This window comes from Cryobacterium sp. HLT2-28 (assembly GCF_004402495.1).
GTDB lineage: Bacteria > Actinomycetota > Actinomycetes > Actinomycetales > Microbacteriaceae > Cryobacterium > Cryobacterium mannosilyticum.
The window spans coordinates 105,123-122,213 of the sequence record NZ_SOFH01000021.1; the positions used below are offsets into that span (position 1 = coordinate 105,123).

The 17,091-nt window shown below is 71.1% G+C and carries 8 protein-coding genes; 7 read left to right on the forward strand and 1 reads right to left on the reverse strand.

Features of this window, described 5'->3' with window-relative positions; all coding sequences use genetic code 11:
* Window positions 1-25: 25 nt before the first annotated feature.
* The 7 genes from E3O48_RS10635 to E3O48_RS10665 all read left to right on the forward strand — a co-directional run bounded on the left by E3O48_RS10635 (window position 26) and on the right by E3O48_RS10665 (window position 15,895).
* Complete coding sequence (locus E3O48_RS10635; protein ID WP_134538709.1) at window positions 26-1,447, forward strand: serine/threonine-protein kinase; 1,422 nt, start codon at window positions 26-28, stop codon at window positions 1,445-1,447.
* Window positions 1,444-7,347 (forward strand): fibronectin type III domain-containing protein, encoded by a 5,904-nt coding sequence (locus E3O48_RS10640; RefSeq protein WP_134538711.1) that lies wholly within the window; start codon window positions 1,444-1,446, stop codon window positions 7,345-7,347. Before E3O48_RS10635 ends, E3O48_RS10640 begins: the two co-directional genes overlap by 4 nt.
* Window positions 7,348-7,409: 62 nt before the next feature.
* Window positions 7,410-8,381: a MoxR family ATPase gene (locus E3O48_RS10645; RefSeq protein ID WP_134506230.1), complete on the forward strand. Its 972-nt coding sequence runs from the start codon at window positions 7,410-7,412 to the stop codon at window positions 8,379-8,381.
* Complete coding sequence (locus tag E3O48_RS10650) at window positions 8,378-9,784, forward strand: DUF58 domain-containing protein (protein WP_241982497.1); 1,407 nt, start codon at window positions 8,378-8,380, stop codon at window positions 9,782-9,784. Before E3O48_RS10645 ends, E3O48_RS10650 begins: the two co-directional genes overlap by 4 nt.
* The gene (locus tag E3O48_RS10655) at window positions 9,781-12,141 is read left to right on the forward strand and encodes a transglutaminase-like domain-containing protein (protein WP_134538712.1); all 2,361 of its coding nucleotides are present in this window, start codon (window positions 9,781-9,783) and stop codon (window positions 12,139-12,141) included. Before E3O48_RS10650 ends, E3O48_RS10655 begins: the two co-directional genes overlap by 4 nt.
* Window positions 12,138-12,830: an FHA domain-containing protein gene (locus E3O48_RS10660; RefSeq protein WP_134506234.1), complete on the forward strand. Its 693-nt coding sequence runs from the start codon at window positions 12,138-12,140 to the stop codon at window positions 12,828-12,830. The genes E3O48_RS10655 and E3O48_RS10660 overlap by 4 nt, the downstream gene beginning before the upstream one ends.
* Before the next feature lie 89 nt (window positions 12,831-12,919).
* Complete coding sequence (locus E3O48_RS10665) at window positions 12,920-15,895, forward strand: FtsK/SpoIIIE domain-containing protein (protein ID WP_134538714.1); 2,976 nt, start codon at window positions 12,920-12,922, stop codon at window positions 15,893-15,895.
* Window positions 15,896-15,907: 12 nt separating this feature from the next.
* Here the strand turns inward: E3O48_RS10665 and ald are convergent, their stop codons facing one another.
* Entirely contained in the window at window positions 15,908-17,023 is a 1,116-nt protein-coding gene (gene ald / locus E3O48_RS10670; RefSeq protein ID WP_134538716.1) for an alanine dehydrogenase, read from the reverse strand.
* Window positions 17,024-17,091: the final 68 nt, after the last annotated feature.

A 17,091-nucleotide genomic window follows, 5' to 3' on the forward strand; every position in this document is an offset into this window, starting at 1 on the left:
CGCACCGTTACACGGGGAGGCGAACATGGCTCGGCGATTGCCCTCGACGCCCCCGAATCTCCCGGGCTTCTCCTACCTGAGGGTGCTCGGATCAGGCGGCTTCGCCGACGTGTTCCTGTATGAGCAGAACATGCCCAGGCGCCAGGTTGCCGTCAAGGTGCTACTGGCCGAAATCGTGAACGACCATGTGCGCCAGCTGTTCCAGGCCGAAGCCAACCTGATGGCGCAGCTCAGCTCGCACCCGTCGATCCTGACGGTCTTCCAAGCCAGTGTGTCCGCCGACGGGCGGCCGTACCTGGTGATGGAGTACTGTTCCTCCACGCTCAGCCAGCGGTATCGGGTCGAAGCTCTGTCGGTGCCCGAGGTGCTGCGGATCGGCATCAAGATCGCCAGCGCGGTGGAGACCGCCCACCAGAGCGGGGTGCTGCACCGCGACCTCAAACCGTCGAACATCCTGGTCACGGCCTATGGTCATCCGGTCCTGTCCGACTTCGGGATCGCGGCCACCCTCGGCGAGGTGGAGAACTCCGAAGCGATCGGGCTGTCGATACCCTGGTCGGCCCCCGAGGTGCTCCTCGACGAGATTTCCGGCTCGATCGCCTCCGAGGTGTGGTCGCTGGGTGCGACCCTGTACTCGCTGCTGGCCGGACGGTCCCCGTTCGAGCTGCCGGGCGAGGAGAACAGCTCGGCCCGGATCATGGCCAGGATCAACAAGGCCAGGATCCCGGCCCTGGACCGGGCGGATGTGCCGGCCCGGCTCGAATTCATCCTGGCGAAGACCATGTCCCGGCGCCCGGAGCTGCGGCAGCGCAGCGTGCTCGAGCTCATCCGCGAGCTGCAATCGGTGGAGGCGGAACTGGGTCTGCCGCAGACCCCGCTCGAAGTCGTGATGGATGGCTGGGCCACGGACACCGTCGCCGACCAGTCGGACAAGACCCGGATCACCGGCGTCAACTCGGTCGACGCCTACGCCGGCCGGCGCCGCCGCCGCAGGCCGGAGGCGGCGACGAGCCTGGCCCGTTCGGCGACCCGGCCGCCCAGCCTCACCGGCGGCGAGTCCGTGACGACCGCGCACCGACCCCGGCGGCGGACCCTGACCCTCTGGGCGTTCATTGCGGCAGCGGTGATCATCGTCGGCCTCGCCGCCACCGCAGCGACGGTCCTCGTTCGCCAGGTCGGCTCGGGCATCCCCACGGTCAGCGACGTGTCGGGGGAGCTCCGGAACGGCACGGTGCAGTTCAGCTGGGCCGACCCGGGGGTGAGGGACGGTGACAGCTACGTCGTGGCGCTGCGTACCGGGGAGAGCAGCATCCAGCGCGGAACCGAATTCAGCGTCGACCCCAAGGGCCAGCCCCGGGTCTGCGTGACCGTGACCGTCAACCGCGACGGCAAGGGCGGGACGCCCAGTGGGGAGAAGTGCGTCGACACCGCTGGTGACGGCCCATGATCCGCCGGTGGCTCTCCGCCCACCGGTCGCTGTTCACCACGATGCTGAGCGGCACCGTCATCGTGGCGGTCATTGCCACCGTGGCGATTGTGTCGGGCGGCTACACCGCCCAGCGGCTCGATCTCGGCGATGCCGCCGTCTGGGTGACGAACGAGGCCCGCCAGGTCGTCGGACGAGCCAACACGGCCGTGTTCGAGCTCAACACCGTTGTCGAAGCCGGCAGCTCCCGGCTCGATGTCGTCCAGCAGGGAGCCACCGTCCTGGTGCTCGACCGCGGCAACAACTCCGTCGACATCGTCGACCCGGCAACGGCGAAGGTCACCGAGAGCGTGGCGCTGCCGCCCAAGGCGCCGGGCATCTTCCTCGCCGGTGATCGTGCCATCGTCGTCTCGAACGGCGACGTCTGGAATCTGGCGGCCGACCGGCTCGCCGGTTTCGACAGCACGGCAGAGCCGGGGCTCTCCTTCGGCGCCGGGTCCGTGGTCAGCGCGGACGCCGACGGGATGCTGTACGCCTTCACACCGGCGACCGGCTCCCTGTCGCTCGTCGAACCGGCCCGTCCGGACGCGATCGCCTCAACCGTGGCAGTGGCCGCCGGCGCCCCGGACGACAGCTACCAGCTGACCAGCGTCGCCGGCCAGTGGGCGCTCTTCAACGCGACGACCCTGCGCCTGTTCCTTCCCGGCGGCGAGACCGACCTCTCCCGGGACATCCGAGCCGGTGACAGACCGAAGCTGCAGGAGCCCGGCGTGCACGGCGACCGGGTACTGGTCGCGCACGGCGGTGGGCTCGAGGCGGTTCCCCTGGCCGGCGGGACCGCGTCGACCGTGGTCAGCGGACGATCCGGGCAGACCGTCGCCCCGGCCTCGGACGACAGCTGCTCATATGCCGCCTGGGGAGACGGCACCGTGTGGCGCGACTGTGCCGGCGACCCGGGGAACGGAAGGACCGAGACCCTCACCGGCCTCGCGGGCGACGCCCGGCTCGCCTTCCGCCGCAACGGCACGGGGATGGTGCTCAACGACGCTCTCAACGGGGCAACCTGGGCGGTGCAGCACGGGAACGAGCTCATCGACAACTGGGCCGAGCTGATCGACACCAACCAGGACCAGCAGAGGGTCGTGGAGAACAACGACGACACCCCGCCGGAGTTCGAGAAGGCGCAGGTCCCGCCGGTCGCCGTCGACGACGCGTTCGGGGCGCGGCCAGGGCGAACCGTCATCCTGCCCGTGCTGCTGAACGACTTCGACCCGAACGGCGACGTCCTGGTGATCGACTCGCTCACCACCCTCCGACCCGAGACGGGGAGACTCGACCTGGTCGGGAACACCCAGCAGGTTCAGTTGACGCTGGAACCGACCGCGACGGGAGCGGTGAGCTTCGGCTACACCGTCAATGACGGCCGGGGCGGCAAAGCCTCGGCCACGGTCACGGTCACCATCCGGGGCCCGGAGGAGAACTCGGCCCCGGCGCAGGCGCGGGGCACCCACACGACGGTGAGGGCCGGCGGCCGGGTGACCAGCCAAGTGCTCGGCGACTGGGTCGACCCGGACGGCGATCCGATCTACCTGACCGAGGCGACCGCCGTGGCGCCGGACCAGATCAGCTTCACCCCGGGCGGCGCCGTCGTCTACACGGATGCCGGCAGCAGTTCCGACGCGAAGTCGATCGGCCTCACCGTGTCCGACGGCCGGGCGACGGGCACCGGGACGCTCCAGGTGACGGTCCGTCCCTCCGGATCGGTGCCGATCGTCGCCGAAGCCTTCGTCGTGCTCGCCACCGCCGGCGTCGAGGTGACGGTGTCTCCGCTCGAGCACGTCCGCGGCGGATCGGCGCCCCTCCGCCTGAGCAGCGTGCCGGCGAAGCCGGATGTGACCATCACCCCGGACTACGACGGCGGAAGCTTCCGCTTCGCCAGCAGCGCGATCGGTGTGCACGAGATCGAATACGCGGTGACGGATGGCGCGCTCACCGCGACCGGTCGCATCCGCGTCAACGTTTCCGCGGCACCCGACGCCAACAGCACCCCCATCACCGTTCCGCACACCGCGTTCGTGCGCGGCCAGCAAGCCACCCTGGTGGACGTGCTGGCGACCGACATCGACCCGGCCGGTGGCGTACTGCTGGTCACCGGCACGATGAACGTGCCGCCCGTGAGCGGGCTGCGCGTCGAGATCCTCGACCAGCGCATCATCAGGGTCACCCTCACCAAGCCACTCGAGAACGGCTCGGTCGCGTTCGGCTACCGGATCAGCAACGGACTGGCCGAGGCCGAGGGGACGGTGACGGTGATCGAGATCCCGCCACCGGCCCGGAAGCAGGCACCCCTCGCCGTGCCGGACACGGTCTCCGTGCGGGTCGGCGATGCCATCGACGTGCCCGTGCTGGCGAACGACGAACATCCCGATGGCGACACCCTCACGCTCGATCCCACCCTCGCCACCGGGCTCCCGGCCGAAGCAGGCCTGCTCTTCGCGTCGGGCACCGTGCTGCGCTACCTTGCCCCGAACACGACCGGCAACTTCACCGCGGTCTACCGGGTGAACGCGCCGGACGGCCAGTTCGCCAACGCCGAGGTGCGCATCTCGGTGCGGGAAGCCGACCCCAACTCGAACAATCCGCCCGTGCCGAAGACGGTGACCGCCCGAGTGCTTGCCGGCGACACGGTGCGCATCCCCATCCCGCTGTCGGGAATCGACCCCGACGGCGACTCTGTGCAACTGGTCGGCCAGGAGACCAACCCCGGCAAGGGCTCGGTGACGATCGGAAGCTCCGACTCGATCGACTACACCGCGGGGGACTACTCGGCCGGCACGGACACCTTCACCTACTCGGTCGTCGACGCCCTCGGCGCCCGCGCCGTCGGCACCGTGCGGGTCGGAATCAGCCCGCGGCTGGACGGCGCCCGCAACCCGGTCGCCGCGCCGGATGAGGTCATCGTGCGCCCGGGTTCCACGGTCAGGGTGCGCGTGCTCGGAAACGACTCGGACCCCGACGGCGGCGTGCTGACCATCACGGGCGTCGAACCTACCGGCACCGCCGACTCACGGGGCAAGGCCGTCGTCGTCGGCGACGCCGTCTCCGTGCACGCGCCGGCCAGGGAGGGGCGCTACGGATTCATCTACGACATCCAGAACGATCGCGGCGGCTCGAGTTCCACCTTCCTCACCGTTGTCGTGCGGGCGGATGCCCCGCGCTCCCGACCCGACGCCCGCGACACGCACCTGTCGCTCTCCGACGTGCTCGACCGGCGCACCATCGACGTCGACGTGCTCGCCAACGTGTTCTTCGCCGAGGGGCCCGCCGGCAGCCTGGACCTGTCCGTCCCGGCCCGCTTCTCGAGTGTCGCCGAGGTGACCGGCAAGCACCGCGTGCAGGTGAGCATCGGTGAGAGCAGCCGGATCATCCCGTTCGAGGTGGCGAACCCGGACGACGCGAGCATCGTCTCCTATGCGTTCATCTGGGTTCCCGGTTCGAACGACGCCCTGCCGCAACTGCGGAAGGGGATGTCCCCGCTCAAGGTCCAGAGCGAATCGACCCTCACGATCGACATCAACGACTACGTCGTCGCCGTCGGCGGCCGGCGCGTGCGCCTCACCGATCGCAGCCTCGTGCAGGCCACCCGTTCCGACGGAGCCGACCTGGTCTCCTCCGACACTCGTCTCGTGTTCACCAGCGGCGACCAGTACTACGGACCGGCCTCGATCTCCTTCGAGGTGACGGACGGCACCCGGGCAGGCGACCCGGACGGTCGTACGGCGACGATCGTCTTGCCGATCGACGTCACCCCGCGCGAGAACCAGCCGCCCGGCTTCGACGGCGCAGTGCTCGATTTCGAGCCTGACCAGACGAAGGTCATCGACCTGACCCGGCTCACCTCCTACCCGTACCCGAAGGACCAGGCGGAACTGGCCTATACGGTGCTCGAGCCTCGACCCGTCGGCTTCAGCTACTCCCTCGACGGCCAGCAGCTGACCCTGCACGCCTCCGAGTCGACTCCCAAGGGCGGCCGCGGAACGATCACGATCGGTGTGCGCGACGGCATCAACGCCGGGAAGGCCGGCCGGATCGAGATGGGCGTTGTCGCGTCGACCCGGCCGCTGGCCGTGCCCGCCGCCGACGCCGTGATCGCCCCGCGCGGCCAGAGCACCGTCGTCGATGTGCTCGCGAACGACGGCGCCACCAACCCGTTCCCGGCCGTGCCGCTGCGGGTCGTGGCGGTGCGCGGCGTCGACGGAGCCGGGGTGCCCGCGGGTGTGAGCATCACCCCCAGCGCCGACAACAGCCGCCTCACCGTCAAGGTCGCGCCGGAGGCTGCGCCCGCCGACACGAACCTGCAATATCAGGTGGCCGACGCGACCGGCGACCCTGACCGGTTCGCCTGGGGCACGGTGCGCATCTCGGTGCAGGACAAACCCGACCCGGTGTCGAGCCTCCGGGTGACCTCATTCGCCGACCGCCGGATTGCGGTGTCGTTCAACGCGGGAGCGTCGAACAATTCCGCCGTCTCCGGCTTCGAGATCACCCTGACCAGCGAAGCGACGGGCGCCGTCGTCGGCAGCACGCTCTGCCAGGCCACGGCCTGCGAGCTCTCCACCCCCGGCAATGGCCAGGGCGATGCGGTGCGGGTCGCCGTCGCCGCCCGCAACGGGATCGGCCTGTCCGCGGCCACCGTGCTCGCCGACCGGGTCTGGTCCGACGTCGTCCCGCCGGCCCCGGACGGGCTGACGGCCGAGCCGCTCGACTCCGGGCTGCGCCTGCACTGGAACACGGTCGACCCGGTCGGCGGAGGCACCGCCATGCGCGGCTACGTCGTCACGGTCGCCGGCACTCCGCAAAGCGAGGTGAGCGCATCCGGGCCGTCCTGCAGCGCCGGCTCCTGCACCATCGACGTCGGCGGCCTCGTCAACGGCACGGATGTCTCGTTCACCGTCAGCGCGCGGAACGACGCCTACCCGGCGCTGTCTACCTGGAACACGTCGACCGGAAACGGGCGGCCGTTCGGCCCGGCCCGGGCCGGCGCGATCAGCGCGAACTCGGTCGACTCGAGCGGCTCCGTCACGGTGAGCTGGGCCGCATTCGACGGCCGCGGAGACGGCATCGCGGGTTACTTCGTGCAGCGGGTGAGCGCCGATCAGGTGCCCACCGGCGCCCAGTCCTGCTCGGTGACCAGCCCGGCCCCCGGAACGCTGGTCGCGCCGACCCAGGGCGGAATCGTCGCCGAACAGAAGACGGTCGCCGCCGGCACCACCTCCGTCGTCTTCGACAACCTCCTCGCCGACAACGGGCACTACTCGTTCGTCGTCTGGGGCTACAATCGGGCCGGCTGCGCCCCGACCGCGGTGGCGACCGTGCTCGTGCGGCCGGCGCCGGGCACCATCACCTCCGTGAACAGCCCGATGGCGATGAACGGCGATTCCTGGGACCTTCGCATCGACGGCGTGAGCCCGAGCGCCGGCGTCGACCACTACAACATCCGTGCCGTCGACGGTTCGGGCAACCCGATGCCGTGGACCGATGTCACCTTCCCGGCGACGACCTGGCCGCGGGCGCCGCTCGGATTCCGGTTCGGGCAGGTGGTTCGCTTCCAGGTGCAGGCCTGCACGGTCTGGGGCTCCTGCGGGACCTGGTCCGGGACCTACCCGGCGTCGGCGGAGGCATCCGTGAGCTTCACCGTGCAGGGGCTGGTCTACACTCCAGAGACCGGCGTGTTCTCCTGGACGAACGGCCCCGACAACAACGGGCTCGACGCGACCTACGAGTGCCTCGTGCCAGGAGACTCGTCCGTGACCCCGGTTGCCGGCCTGGCGAACACGTGCACCCTTTCCTCGCCGCAGCCGGCCGGCACGGTGCGGCTCACCGTGACGGTGAACGGACGTGCCTTTTCCTATGACAAATGAGCCACGCAGAATGAGCCTCGCACCGAGCCTGAGCCCATGCCCCGAACGAAAGTGACCACCCCATGACGATGACCGCGGAGCAGGCAACCCAGTTCGCCGAGGTGTTCGACCGACTCGTGACCGGGGTGGAACAGGTGCTGCTCGGCAAGCACCACGTGATCCGGATGTCGTTCACCGCCCTGCTCAGCGGCGGGCACCTTCTGCTCGAAGACGTGCCGGGAACGGGCAAGACCTCGCTCGCCCGCGCCATTGCGCAGAGTGTCCGCGGCTCGAGCAACCGTGTACAGTTCACCCCCGACCTCCTGCCGGGAGACATCACCGGCGTGAGCATCTACGACCAGCGCAGCGGCGCCTTCGAGTTCCACCGTGGTCCGATCTTCGCCAACATCGTCCTCGCCGACGAGATCAACCGGGCCAGCCCGAAGACCCAGTCGGCCCTGCTCGAAGTGATGGAGGAAGAACAGATCACCGCGGACGGCGTGACCCATCCCGTGGCGGCGCCGTTCATGGTGATCGCCACCCAGAACCCGATCGAGCAGGCGGGCACCTACCGGTTGCCGGAGGCCCAGCTCGACCGGTTCATCATGAAGGCCTCGATCGGCTACCCGGACCATTCCTCCACGGTGCGCATCCTCGAGGGTGCCGGGCTGCGCGCGCACGAGACGGTGGTGCCGCCGATCGTGTCCTCCGAGACCGTGGTCGAACTCGCGGCCCTCGCCCGCACGGTCTTCGTCGACGCCACCATCAACGACTACGTGGCCCGGCTGATCGACGCCACCCGCACGAGCACCGAGGTTCGACTGGGCGTGAGCGTGCGCGGCGCCCTGGCCCTCGTCCGCACCGCCAAGACTCTGGCCGCTGCCAACGGCCGCCACTACGTGATCCCCGACGACGTGAAGGAACTCGCGGAAACCGTGCTCGCCCACCGGCTTCTCCTCGACCCCGAGGCCGAATTCGACGGGGTCACACCGTCCAGCGTGATCGCCCGGATCCTGATCGAGACCCCGCCGCCCAGCGACAGGCTGACTGTGTGAGCCAGGTCAAACTCACCCGCAGCGGGGTGCCCCGGGGCACCGCTGACCTCCCCGGTGGCACCGGCCGAACGGATACCGCACTTCAGGTGCCGGCGGGTGCGCCGGGCCGGCCGGATGCGCCCGTGCGGGACGGCAGGCTGGCCGACGCCATCACCGCCACGGTTCGGGCCTGGCGGGCGCTGGCCGAGTTCGGCTCCACCATCGGCGGCTTCGTCGCCTCGGTGGTCACTCCGCTCGGCTGGTGCCTCCTCGTCGTGGTGTTCTTCTCCTTCCTCTTCGGTTACGGCCTCGGCTGGACCGAACTCGTTGCGATCGCCTGGTCCGGGTCCGTCCTGGTCCTGGCGGCGTTCTGCTTCCTGCTCGGGCGCAACGCCTATGAGATCCACCTGTCCCTTCCGGTCGACCGGGTGGTCGTCGGGGCGAAGGTGCCCGGTGAGGTGACGGTGCTGAACCCGACCAGGCAGCGGCTCCCCGGGGTCGCTGTGGAGGTCCCGGTCGGCGCCGGGCTGGCCGAATTCGCCATGCCGGGGCTTGCCCGCGGGGGCAGCTTCGACGACGTCTTCATCGTTCCGGCCACCCGCCGGGGTGTCATCCCGATCGGACCGGTGCGCACGGTGCGCGGTGACCCGGTCGGGTTGCTGCGCCGGGAAATAGTCTGGGCCGAGCGCGTCGAACTCTTCGTGCATCCGCGCACCATCCCGATCCCGAGCATGAGCACCGGGTTCATCCGCGACCTCGAAGGCAATCCCACCCGCGACCTGACCAACAGCGACATGTCCTTCCACGCGCTGCGCGAATACGTGCCCGGTGACGAGCGCCGCAGCATCCACTGGAAGAGCACGGCCAAAACCGGCCGCTACATGGTTCGGCAGTATGAGGAGTCGCGCCGCAGCCACCTGATGGTGGCCCTGAGCCTGGCGGAGTCCGATTTCGCTACCGAGGACGAGTTCGAGATGGCGGTCAGCGTGGCCGGGTCGCTCGGTGTGCGGGCCATCCGTGATGCTCGAACGGTGTCGGTCGTGGCCAGCGAGGTGGTTCCGGGCAGTGCCCGGCGGCGGGCATCCGTGGTTCGCAGCCTGAGCACGCTCACCCGCACGCGTCTGCTCGACGACCTCAGCAGGGTGGAACTGTCCGCTGCGGCGCTGCCCGTCAGTGAATTGGCCAAGGCGGCGGCCGACAAGGTCGCCGGCATCTCGGTGGCGTTCCTGGTCACGGGGTCGTCCACCAGCCTGACCGAACTGCGCGCCGCCGCACATCGTTTCCCGGCCGGGGTCGAGGTGGTCGCGGTGGTCTGCGACCCGGAGAACATCCCCAGCCTCCGGAGGGTTGCCGAGCTCAGTGTCCTCACCATCGGCTTCCTGGACGACCTGCAGCACAGCCTGGCCAGGGCGGCCGCCGTATGAGCGCGCGCAGGGCGGCCGGGCCGGCCCGCCGGCCGCGCACCGACTGGGGCTTCATCCTCGGCAACACCCTCGGCCTGATGACGGCCATCTTCGTCGCCGCCACCTCGCTTTGGCCGATCTACCGGAGCACCGAGTTCGTCGTGCTCGTCGTCGTCGCATTCGCCCTGGGTGCGCTTGTCGCCGTGCCCGGCGCGATCTTCTGCTGGCCGGCATGGGTCGTCGGCCTCGTCACGATCGCCGTCTTCCTGCTGGCAGGGGTGCCCCTGGCCATCCCCGGTGAAGCCATCAACCGGGTCTTTCCGTCCGTTCAGGGCCTGCTCGACCTGCTCAGGGCCACGGCCCTGAGCTGGAAGCAGCTCGTCACGATCGTGCTGCCGGTCGGCTCGTACCAGGCGCTGCTCGTGCCGGCGCTGATCCTGGTGCTGCTCAGCACCGTTGCGGGACTGTCGATTGCGCTGCGCACCCGGATCGGCGAACTCGCGGCGCTCGCGCCCGCGGTGCTCTTCATCGCCGGGATCGGACTGGGGCCGACGAGGGCGGCCACCCCGATCGAATCCGCCCTCGGACTCTTCGTGGTACTGCTCTTCTGGCTTCTTTGGCTGCGCTGGGTGCGCCGGCACGCGATCGTGCGCCTCGTCGCACAGCAATCGCGCCGGACGATCGAGTCCGCCGCCGACCGCCGCCTCGGCGCGGCCAGGGGACTGGTCAGCGCCGCGCTGGTCATCGCCGTGGCCATCGCGGCAGGCACGGTCGCGGCGATCGCTCTCCCGGCGAGCGTTCCCCGCGACGTGCTGCGTGCGCGGGTGCAGCAGCCGTTCGATCCACGGTCCTACCCCAGCCCGCTCAGCGCATTCCGCGGCTACCTGGAACCGGGCGCCGCCGACGAGGCCCTGCTCGAGGTGCGCGGTCTCCCCACGGGAGGGCGCATTCGAATCGCGGCCCTCGACAGCTACGACGGCATCGTCTACTCGGTGGGCAGCGCCGCCACCACCAGCGTATCCGGCTCCTTCACGAGGCTGCCCGACCGGCTCGACCAGTCGGGGGCCGGCGGGGAACAGGTCAGCCTCGCGGTGACCGTCGACGGTTACAACGGCGTCTGGGTTCCCGGTTCCGGAGCGCTCGAAAGAATCACCTTCTCCGGGCCGACAGCCCCCGCCCGCTCCGACTCGTTCTTCTACAACGACAACATCGGCACCGCCGCTGTGCTGACCGGACTGACCAGGGGGGACCGCTACACGAGCGTCGCCGTGATGCCGCGGGAGCCGGCCGCCCTGGCCGCCCTGCAGCCGGGTGCGGCCATTCTGCCGGCCCTCGACGTGGTCCCCGACGATCTGGACCAGGTCCTCGCCCGCTACGTGCGGCCGGGGGACCCGCCGGGAGTCCAGCTCCAGGCCATGCTGGCCGGCCTGAAGACGGATGGCTACATCAGCCACGGGGTCGGCGCCGACGAGCCCGTGAGCCGCTCGGGCCACGGAGCAGACCGGATCAGCCAGCTGTTCACCGACCGGCCCATGCTGGGCGACGCCGAGCAATACTCCGTGGCGGCAGCCCTCCTCGCCCGAAGGCTGGGATTCCCGGCCAGGGTCGTGGTCGGGTTCGTACCCGCGGCTTCCGGCGGGTCCGGTTCCGTGACCGTCACCGGCGCCGACATCTCCGCCTGGATCGAAGTGCAGTCGGCCGACGGGCGGTGGGTCACCATCGACCCGAACCCGGCAGTGCGCGACATCCCCGCGAAGCAGCCGGACAAGCCCGCGGTGGTGTCCCGCCCCCAGTCGGTCGTGCCCCCTGCAGTCCCCGACACCGCGGAACAGCGCGACGCGGCACCGCCGGAGAGAACCATCGACGACCTCCCGGCGGCCCTCGACCCGCTGCTCGCCTTCCTGCTCGCCGCGGCCACGGTGGCCGGCTGGACCCTGCTCGGACTTGCGGTGCTGGCCGCGCCGTTCCTGCTCATCATCGCCGCCAAGGCCAGGCGGCGGAGGCTCCGCCGAACCCTCACGGCGCCGCTGGACCGGATCCGCGGCGGCTGGCGGGAATTCGCCGACGCTGCGCTGGACTACGGCATCGACGTGCCCGCCGGCGCAACCAGGATCGAGGTGGCCGAGTCTGTGGGCGGCCCCGCGCCGATGGCCTTCGCTTCGGTCGTCGACCGTGCGGTGTTCGCACCCGGCCGGCCGGGCACGGTGGAGGCTGACACGGTCTGGGCGTCCGTCGCCCAGTTGCGGGCCGGGTTGTCGGCCGGGAAGACGCGCCGGACGAGGCTTGCGGCGCTCGTCTCGCTCCGGTCGCTGGGTCGCTACGCTGGAGGGACATCCGTTCTCAGCGCGGTGCGGGGCAAGGGAGGATCGGCGACGTGAACTGCCTGATCTGCGGTGCCGCGCTCCCGGCCGGCGCCATGTTCTGCGGCGAATGCGGCAGCTCGAGTACCGCCACACCGAAGACCCGCAAACGCCCCGACCCGCGCCCCAGCGACACCACGATCATCCAGCCGCTTCCGCGCCAGCCTGTGGTCATCTCAATCCCGCTCGGCGCCGACGGCCGGGTGCAGCTTCCTCCCGCCGCAGCGCCGGAGGCCGCAGAGCAACCCGAGCCCACCCCGAAGCACGGTGCAGTGCCCGTGGCACCGGAATCGGCGCCGGTCGCGGCCGTCATCCCCGCTGCCCCGCCGTCTCCCGCGCTGCAGCCTCCCGCGCTGCAGCCACCTGTCGCGGCGCCGCGCACGTCGCTCTTCGTCCTTCAGTTCAGCACGGGCGAGACGGTCTCCGCCCAGGGCACCGGGCTGGTCGGCCGGCGGCCCCTTCCGCAACCGACCGAGCGTTTCGACATCCTGGTGCAGGTCAGCGACCTGGGCATGTCCGTGTCGAAGAGCCACCTCGAATTCGGGCAGCATGACGGCGAATTCTGGGTCAGCGACCGCTTCTCGGGCAACGGCACCATCATCCGGCGCCCCGACTCGACGTCCGTGCGGTGCGAGCCCGGCCGCCGCTACCTCGTGCCGCGGGGGTCACGGGTCGAGATCGCCGACCAGTTCTTCATGGTGAACTAGCTTCCCCTCCCCACCGCGGCCTTCCCTGGGTGCTGCGCGGATGCCCGCCCGGTGTCCCGGCGCGGGCGCTCCCGTGGTCTCCTTGACCGGTGTTCCGGCCCGAAGACCCATTGATCCTGCCGGCGCGGCCGGTCGATCCGCCCTCGCCCGGGTTTCCGCTGATCGCCAGCGCCGCCCCGGTGGTGGTCGCTGTCGCGATCTGGATGTTCACCGGCTCGGCCTTCGTGCTCCTCTTCGCCGTCCTCGGCCCCGTCATCGCAGTGGGCAGCATGGTCGACGGCCGCCGCACCCGGCGCCGCACCCGGATCCGAGCGGACGAGACCCACCGGGCCGCTCTGGCGGCGCTCCGCGTGAAAGTCGAACAGCGCAGGACCGCCCTGGTCCGGGCCGCCTGGGGTCGCACCCCGTCGGCGGCCGGCATCCTCCAGGATCCCGGCGGCACCGTGCACTGGAGAGCGAGACCGGCCGCGCCGGTGCTGGTGAGCCTGGGCAGCGGCGACGTGACCAGCGGGCTGCGGTTGGAGGGTGCCGACCCCGACGACGAACCGGGAATCCGCGCGCTGGCGGCCACCCTGACCGGCGCGCCGATCACCGCGGACCTGCACGACGGCGTCGGCATCGTGGCGGCACCGGCCCTGGGCCGGGCGATGGCCAGGGGGCTGCTGGTGCAGGCGGCCGCGGTCCTGCCCCCTGGCCCGGTCGGCCTCGCCGTGCTGCCGCCCGGCCACTGGGCCTGGGCGACGTCCCTCCCGCACGCCGCCGCCCGGTCGCCGGACCGGCTGATCACCGTCTGCGACAGCGAGACGCCCGCCGGCGTCCCGACCGGATCCCGGCCGCTCATCGCGCTGGGCCGCTGCCTGGAGGAACTCCCCACCGGCTGTGACACCATCGTGCGTGCGCACGGGCCGACGCGCGCCGAAATCGTGCGGTCGCCCGTGCATCCCGCCGGACTCCGCTTCCGCCCGGAACTGGTGACCCGTGACCAGGCCGCCGGCTTCGCCGTGCGGCTGGGCGAGAGAGCTCGTACGGCCGGGCTGATCGGCCGGTTCGGTCCCGTTCCCGCCTCGGTGACCCTGGCGGAGCTGGCCGAAGCCGACCCGGCGGCCGTCCTGCCGCGGTCGCCGGGGACCGCGGCGGGATCGTCACGCCCGCCGGGCCTCGCCGGTGTGATCGGCATCGGCGAACAAGGCAGGGTGACGCTGGACCTCGTCGCGGCCGGCCCGCACGCCGTCGTCGGAGGCACCACGGGCAGCGGCAAGAGCGAACTCCTGGTGACCTGGGTCGCAGCGATGGCCGCGGTCCATCCGCACGACGCGGTGACCTTCCTGCTGATCGATTTCAAGGGCGGCGCCGCGTTCCGGCCCCTGGTCGCCCTGCCCCACTGCGTCGGTCTCATCACCGACCTCGACGGGCGGCAGGCCGCCCGCGCCCTGGCCAGCCTGGCCGCGGAGCTGCGGCACCGGGAGTGGGCCATGCGCGCCGCCGGCGCCCGCGACATCACCGAACTGAACAGCGCAGGTTCCCGGTCGAATCCGCTCCCGCGCCTCGTGATCGTGGTGGACGAATTCGCCACCATGCTCACGGCCTTCCCCGAGCTGCACGCGCTCTTCCTCGACATCGCGGCGCGCGGTCGCTCGCTCGGAGTACACCTGATCCTCTGCACGCAGCGCCCCAACGGCGTCGTGCGCGACGCCCTGCTCGCGAACTGCAACCTGAGGGTCTCCCTGCGGGTGAACAACCGCGCCGACAGCCAGGCCGTGCTGGGAACGGATGCCGCCGCCGCGCTCCCGGCCGCCGTACCGGGGCGTTGCCTCATCTCGGCGCTCGAAGGAGCCCCTCTGCTCTGCCAGGTGGCCACGACCACCGAAGCCGACCTCAGGGCGATCGTCGGTCGGTGCGGCGAGAATCGCAGCGGTGCGGAGCCGAACCCGCGCGGGCCCTGGCTCGACCCGCTGCCCGGCCGGGTGACGCGGAATGACCTGGCCCGCGTCGAGACGGCGGCCACGGCCACGGCCACGACCAGGGAACCAGGAGGACCGGCCACCGGCGTTCTCCTCGGGCTGCTCGACGAACCGGAGCACCAGCGCTACCGGGTCGCCCGCTACGATCCGGAGCGCGACGGCCACCTCCTCGTCGTCGGGGCCGGACGCTCAGGCAAGAGCACAGTGATGGCATCCGTCGCAGCCCAGTATTCCCATTCCGGCATGGCCGCGGTCCTGAATCCTCCGCCTGACGTCGAATCGGTCTGGGACACCCTCGCCGAGGCACGAGCCTGCCTCGACGCCGGCTCCCGGGAGGCCCGGCTCGTCCTGCTGGACGACTTCGATTCGGTGTACGCCCGGTGGGGCGATGAACACCGGGCGGCCGCGCTCGAACGGCTCACCAGTCTGCTCCGCGACGGGCCGACCGCCGGACTGGTCATCGTCGTCGCCGTGCAACACCTCTCCGGCGCCCTGCAGGCGCTGCCTTCGTTCTGTCAGAGCCGGCTGGTGCTGCGAATGCCGGATGCCGGCGCCCACGTCGCCGCCGGAGCGGATCCAGCCCTGTTCGACGCGGCCGTGCCCCCGGGCGGCGGTTGCTGGAACGGCGCACGCATCCAGCTGCTCCAGCCGGAGCCGGGTGCCGTTCGTTCCTCACCCGGCAGGGGCCCCGCCGCCGCCGCCGCAGGGGACGCCGCAGCGGGGGACACCCTCGCCGGGCACCGCTCCCTGCTCGTCGTGGCAGCCACGCCGGCCCGCACAATCGCGGCTCTCACCTCCGCCCGTCCCGGGGAGATCATCGACCTCTCCGCCAGCGTAAGCGCGGAGGCCGGCCGGCTCAGGGTGCTGGCCGACGACGGTGCCGTCCTGGTCGGCGACACCGACACCTGGCAGGCACACTGGTCGCTGCTCGGGCTGCTGCGCCCGCATACGGCGATCGTGTTCGACGGCTGCGGCCTGGCCGATTTCCGCGCCATCAGCCGTCGCCGGGACCTGCCACCGCCGCTCGCCCCCGGCCGGTGCCGGGTCTGGGTGCTTCGCCCCGACGGCGCCGTCGTGCGGGCGACGCTCCCGGCGCCTGGCTGACCGGTGCCGGACTCAGGCGAGGACGTCGGCGATCTCGGCCAGCGGAAGACCGTGGGCGGTCGCGACCGGCGCGCTGGTGACCAGACCCCCGGCCGTGGACAGGCCGAGCGCCAGCGCGGCATCCGCCCGCACGGCGTCCTTCCAGCCCCGGCTGGCGAGCAGCCGAACGTACGGCAGCGTGGCGTTGGTGAGGGCGTACGTCGACGTGTTCGGCACGGCGCCCGGCATATTCGCGACGCAGTAGAACAGCGACCGGTGCACGACGAACGTGGGGTCGGCGTGGGTTGTCGGATGCGAATCCGCGAAACAGCCCCCCTGGTCGACCGCGATGTCCACGAGCACGCTGCCCGGCTTCATCCGGGAGACCAGCTCATTGCTGACCAGCTTGGGGGCCCTGGCGCCCGGGATCAGCACCGACCCGATGACCAGGTCGGACTCGACCAGGGCGCGGTCGATCTCGTAGCTGTTGGAGGCGATCGTCTGTACCCGGCCGTAGTGCAGGGCGTCGAGCTCCCGCAGCCGGAACAGGTTGGTGTCGAGCACGGTCACCTGGGCGCCGAGCCCCAGGGCGACCTGCATCGCGGCCGTGCCGGCCACACCGCCGCCGAGCACGGTGACCCGGGCAGGGTGGGTGCCGGGAACACCCGGGACCAGGAGACCGGGCCCGCCGTTCGGCTTGAGCATGGCGTTGGCGCCGACGATCGGCGCCAGGCGGCCGGCGACTTCGCTCATCGGTGCCAGCAACGGCAGCGCGCGGGAGGGAAGCTGAACGGTCTCATACGCGATGGCGGTGACGCCGCTCGAGAGCAGGGCACGGGTCAGGGCGGGCTCCGCGGCGAGGTGGAGGTAGGTGAACAACAGAAGGTCGGGCCGGAAGAAGCCGTACTCGCTGTCGATCGGCTCTTTCACTTTGAGCAGCAGGTCCGCCTCCGCCCAGGTGGATGCCGCATCGGGCATGATCCTGGCGCCGGCCACGGCATATGCCTCGTCGGTGATCGACGAACCTGCCCCGGCGCCGGTCTCGATCAGCACCTGGTGGCCCTGGGCCACCAGGTCGTGCACGCCCGCCGGGGTGATCGCGACCCTGAACTCGTTGTTCTTGACCTCTGACGGGATTGCGACCTTCATGGCGCTCCTTCGACTGGCATGGGACCTTCGACCGGCACGGGGCCGTTCCGCCCCTGGACGCGATTCTA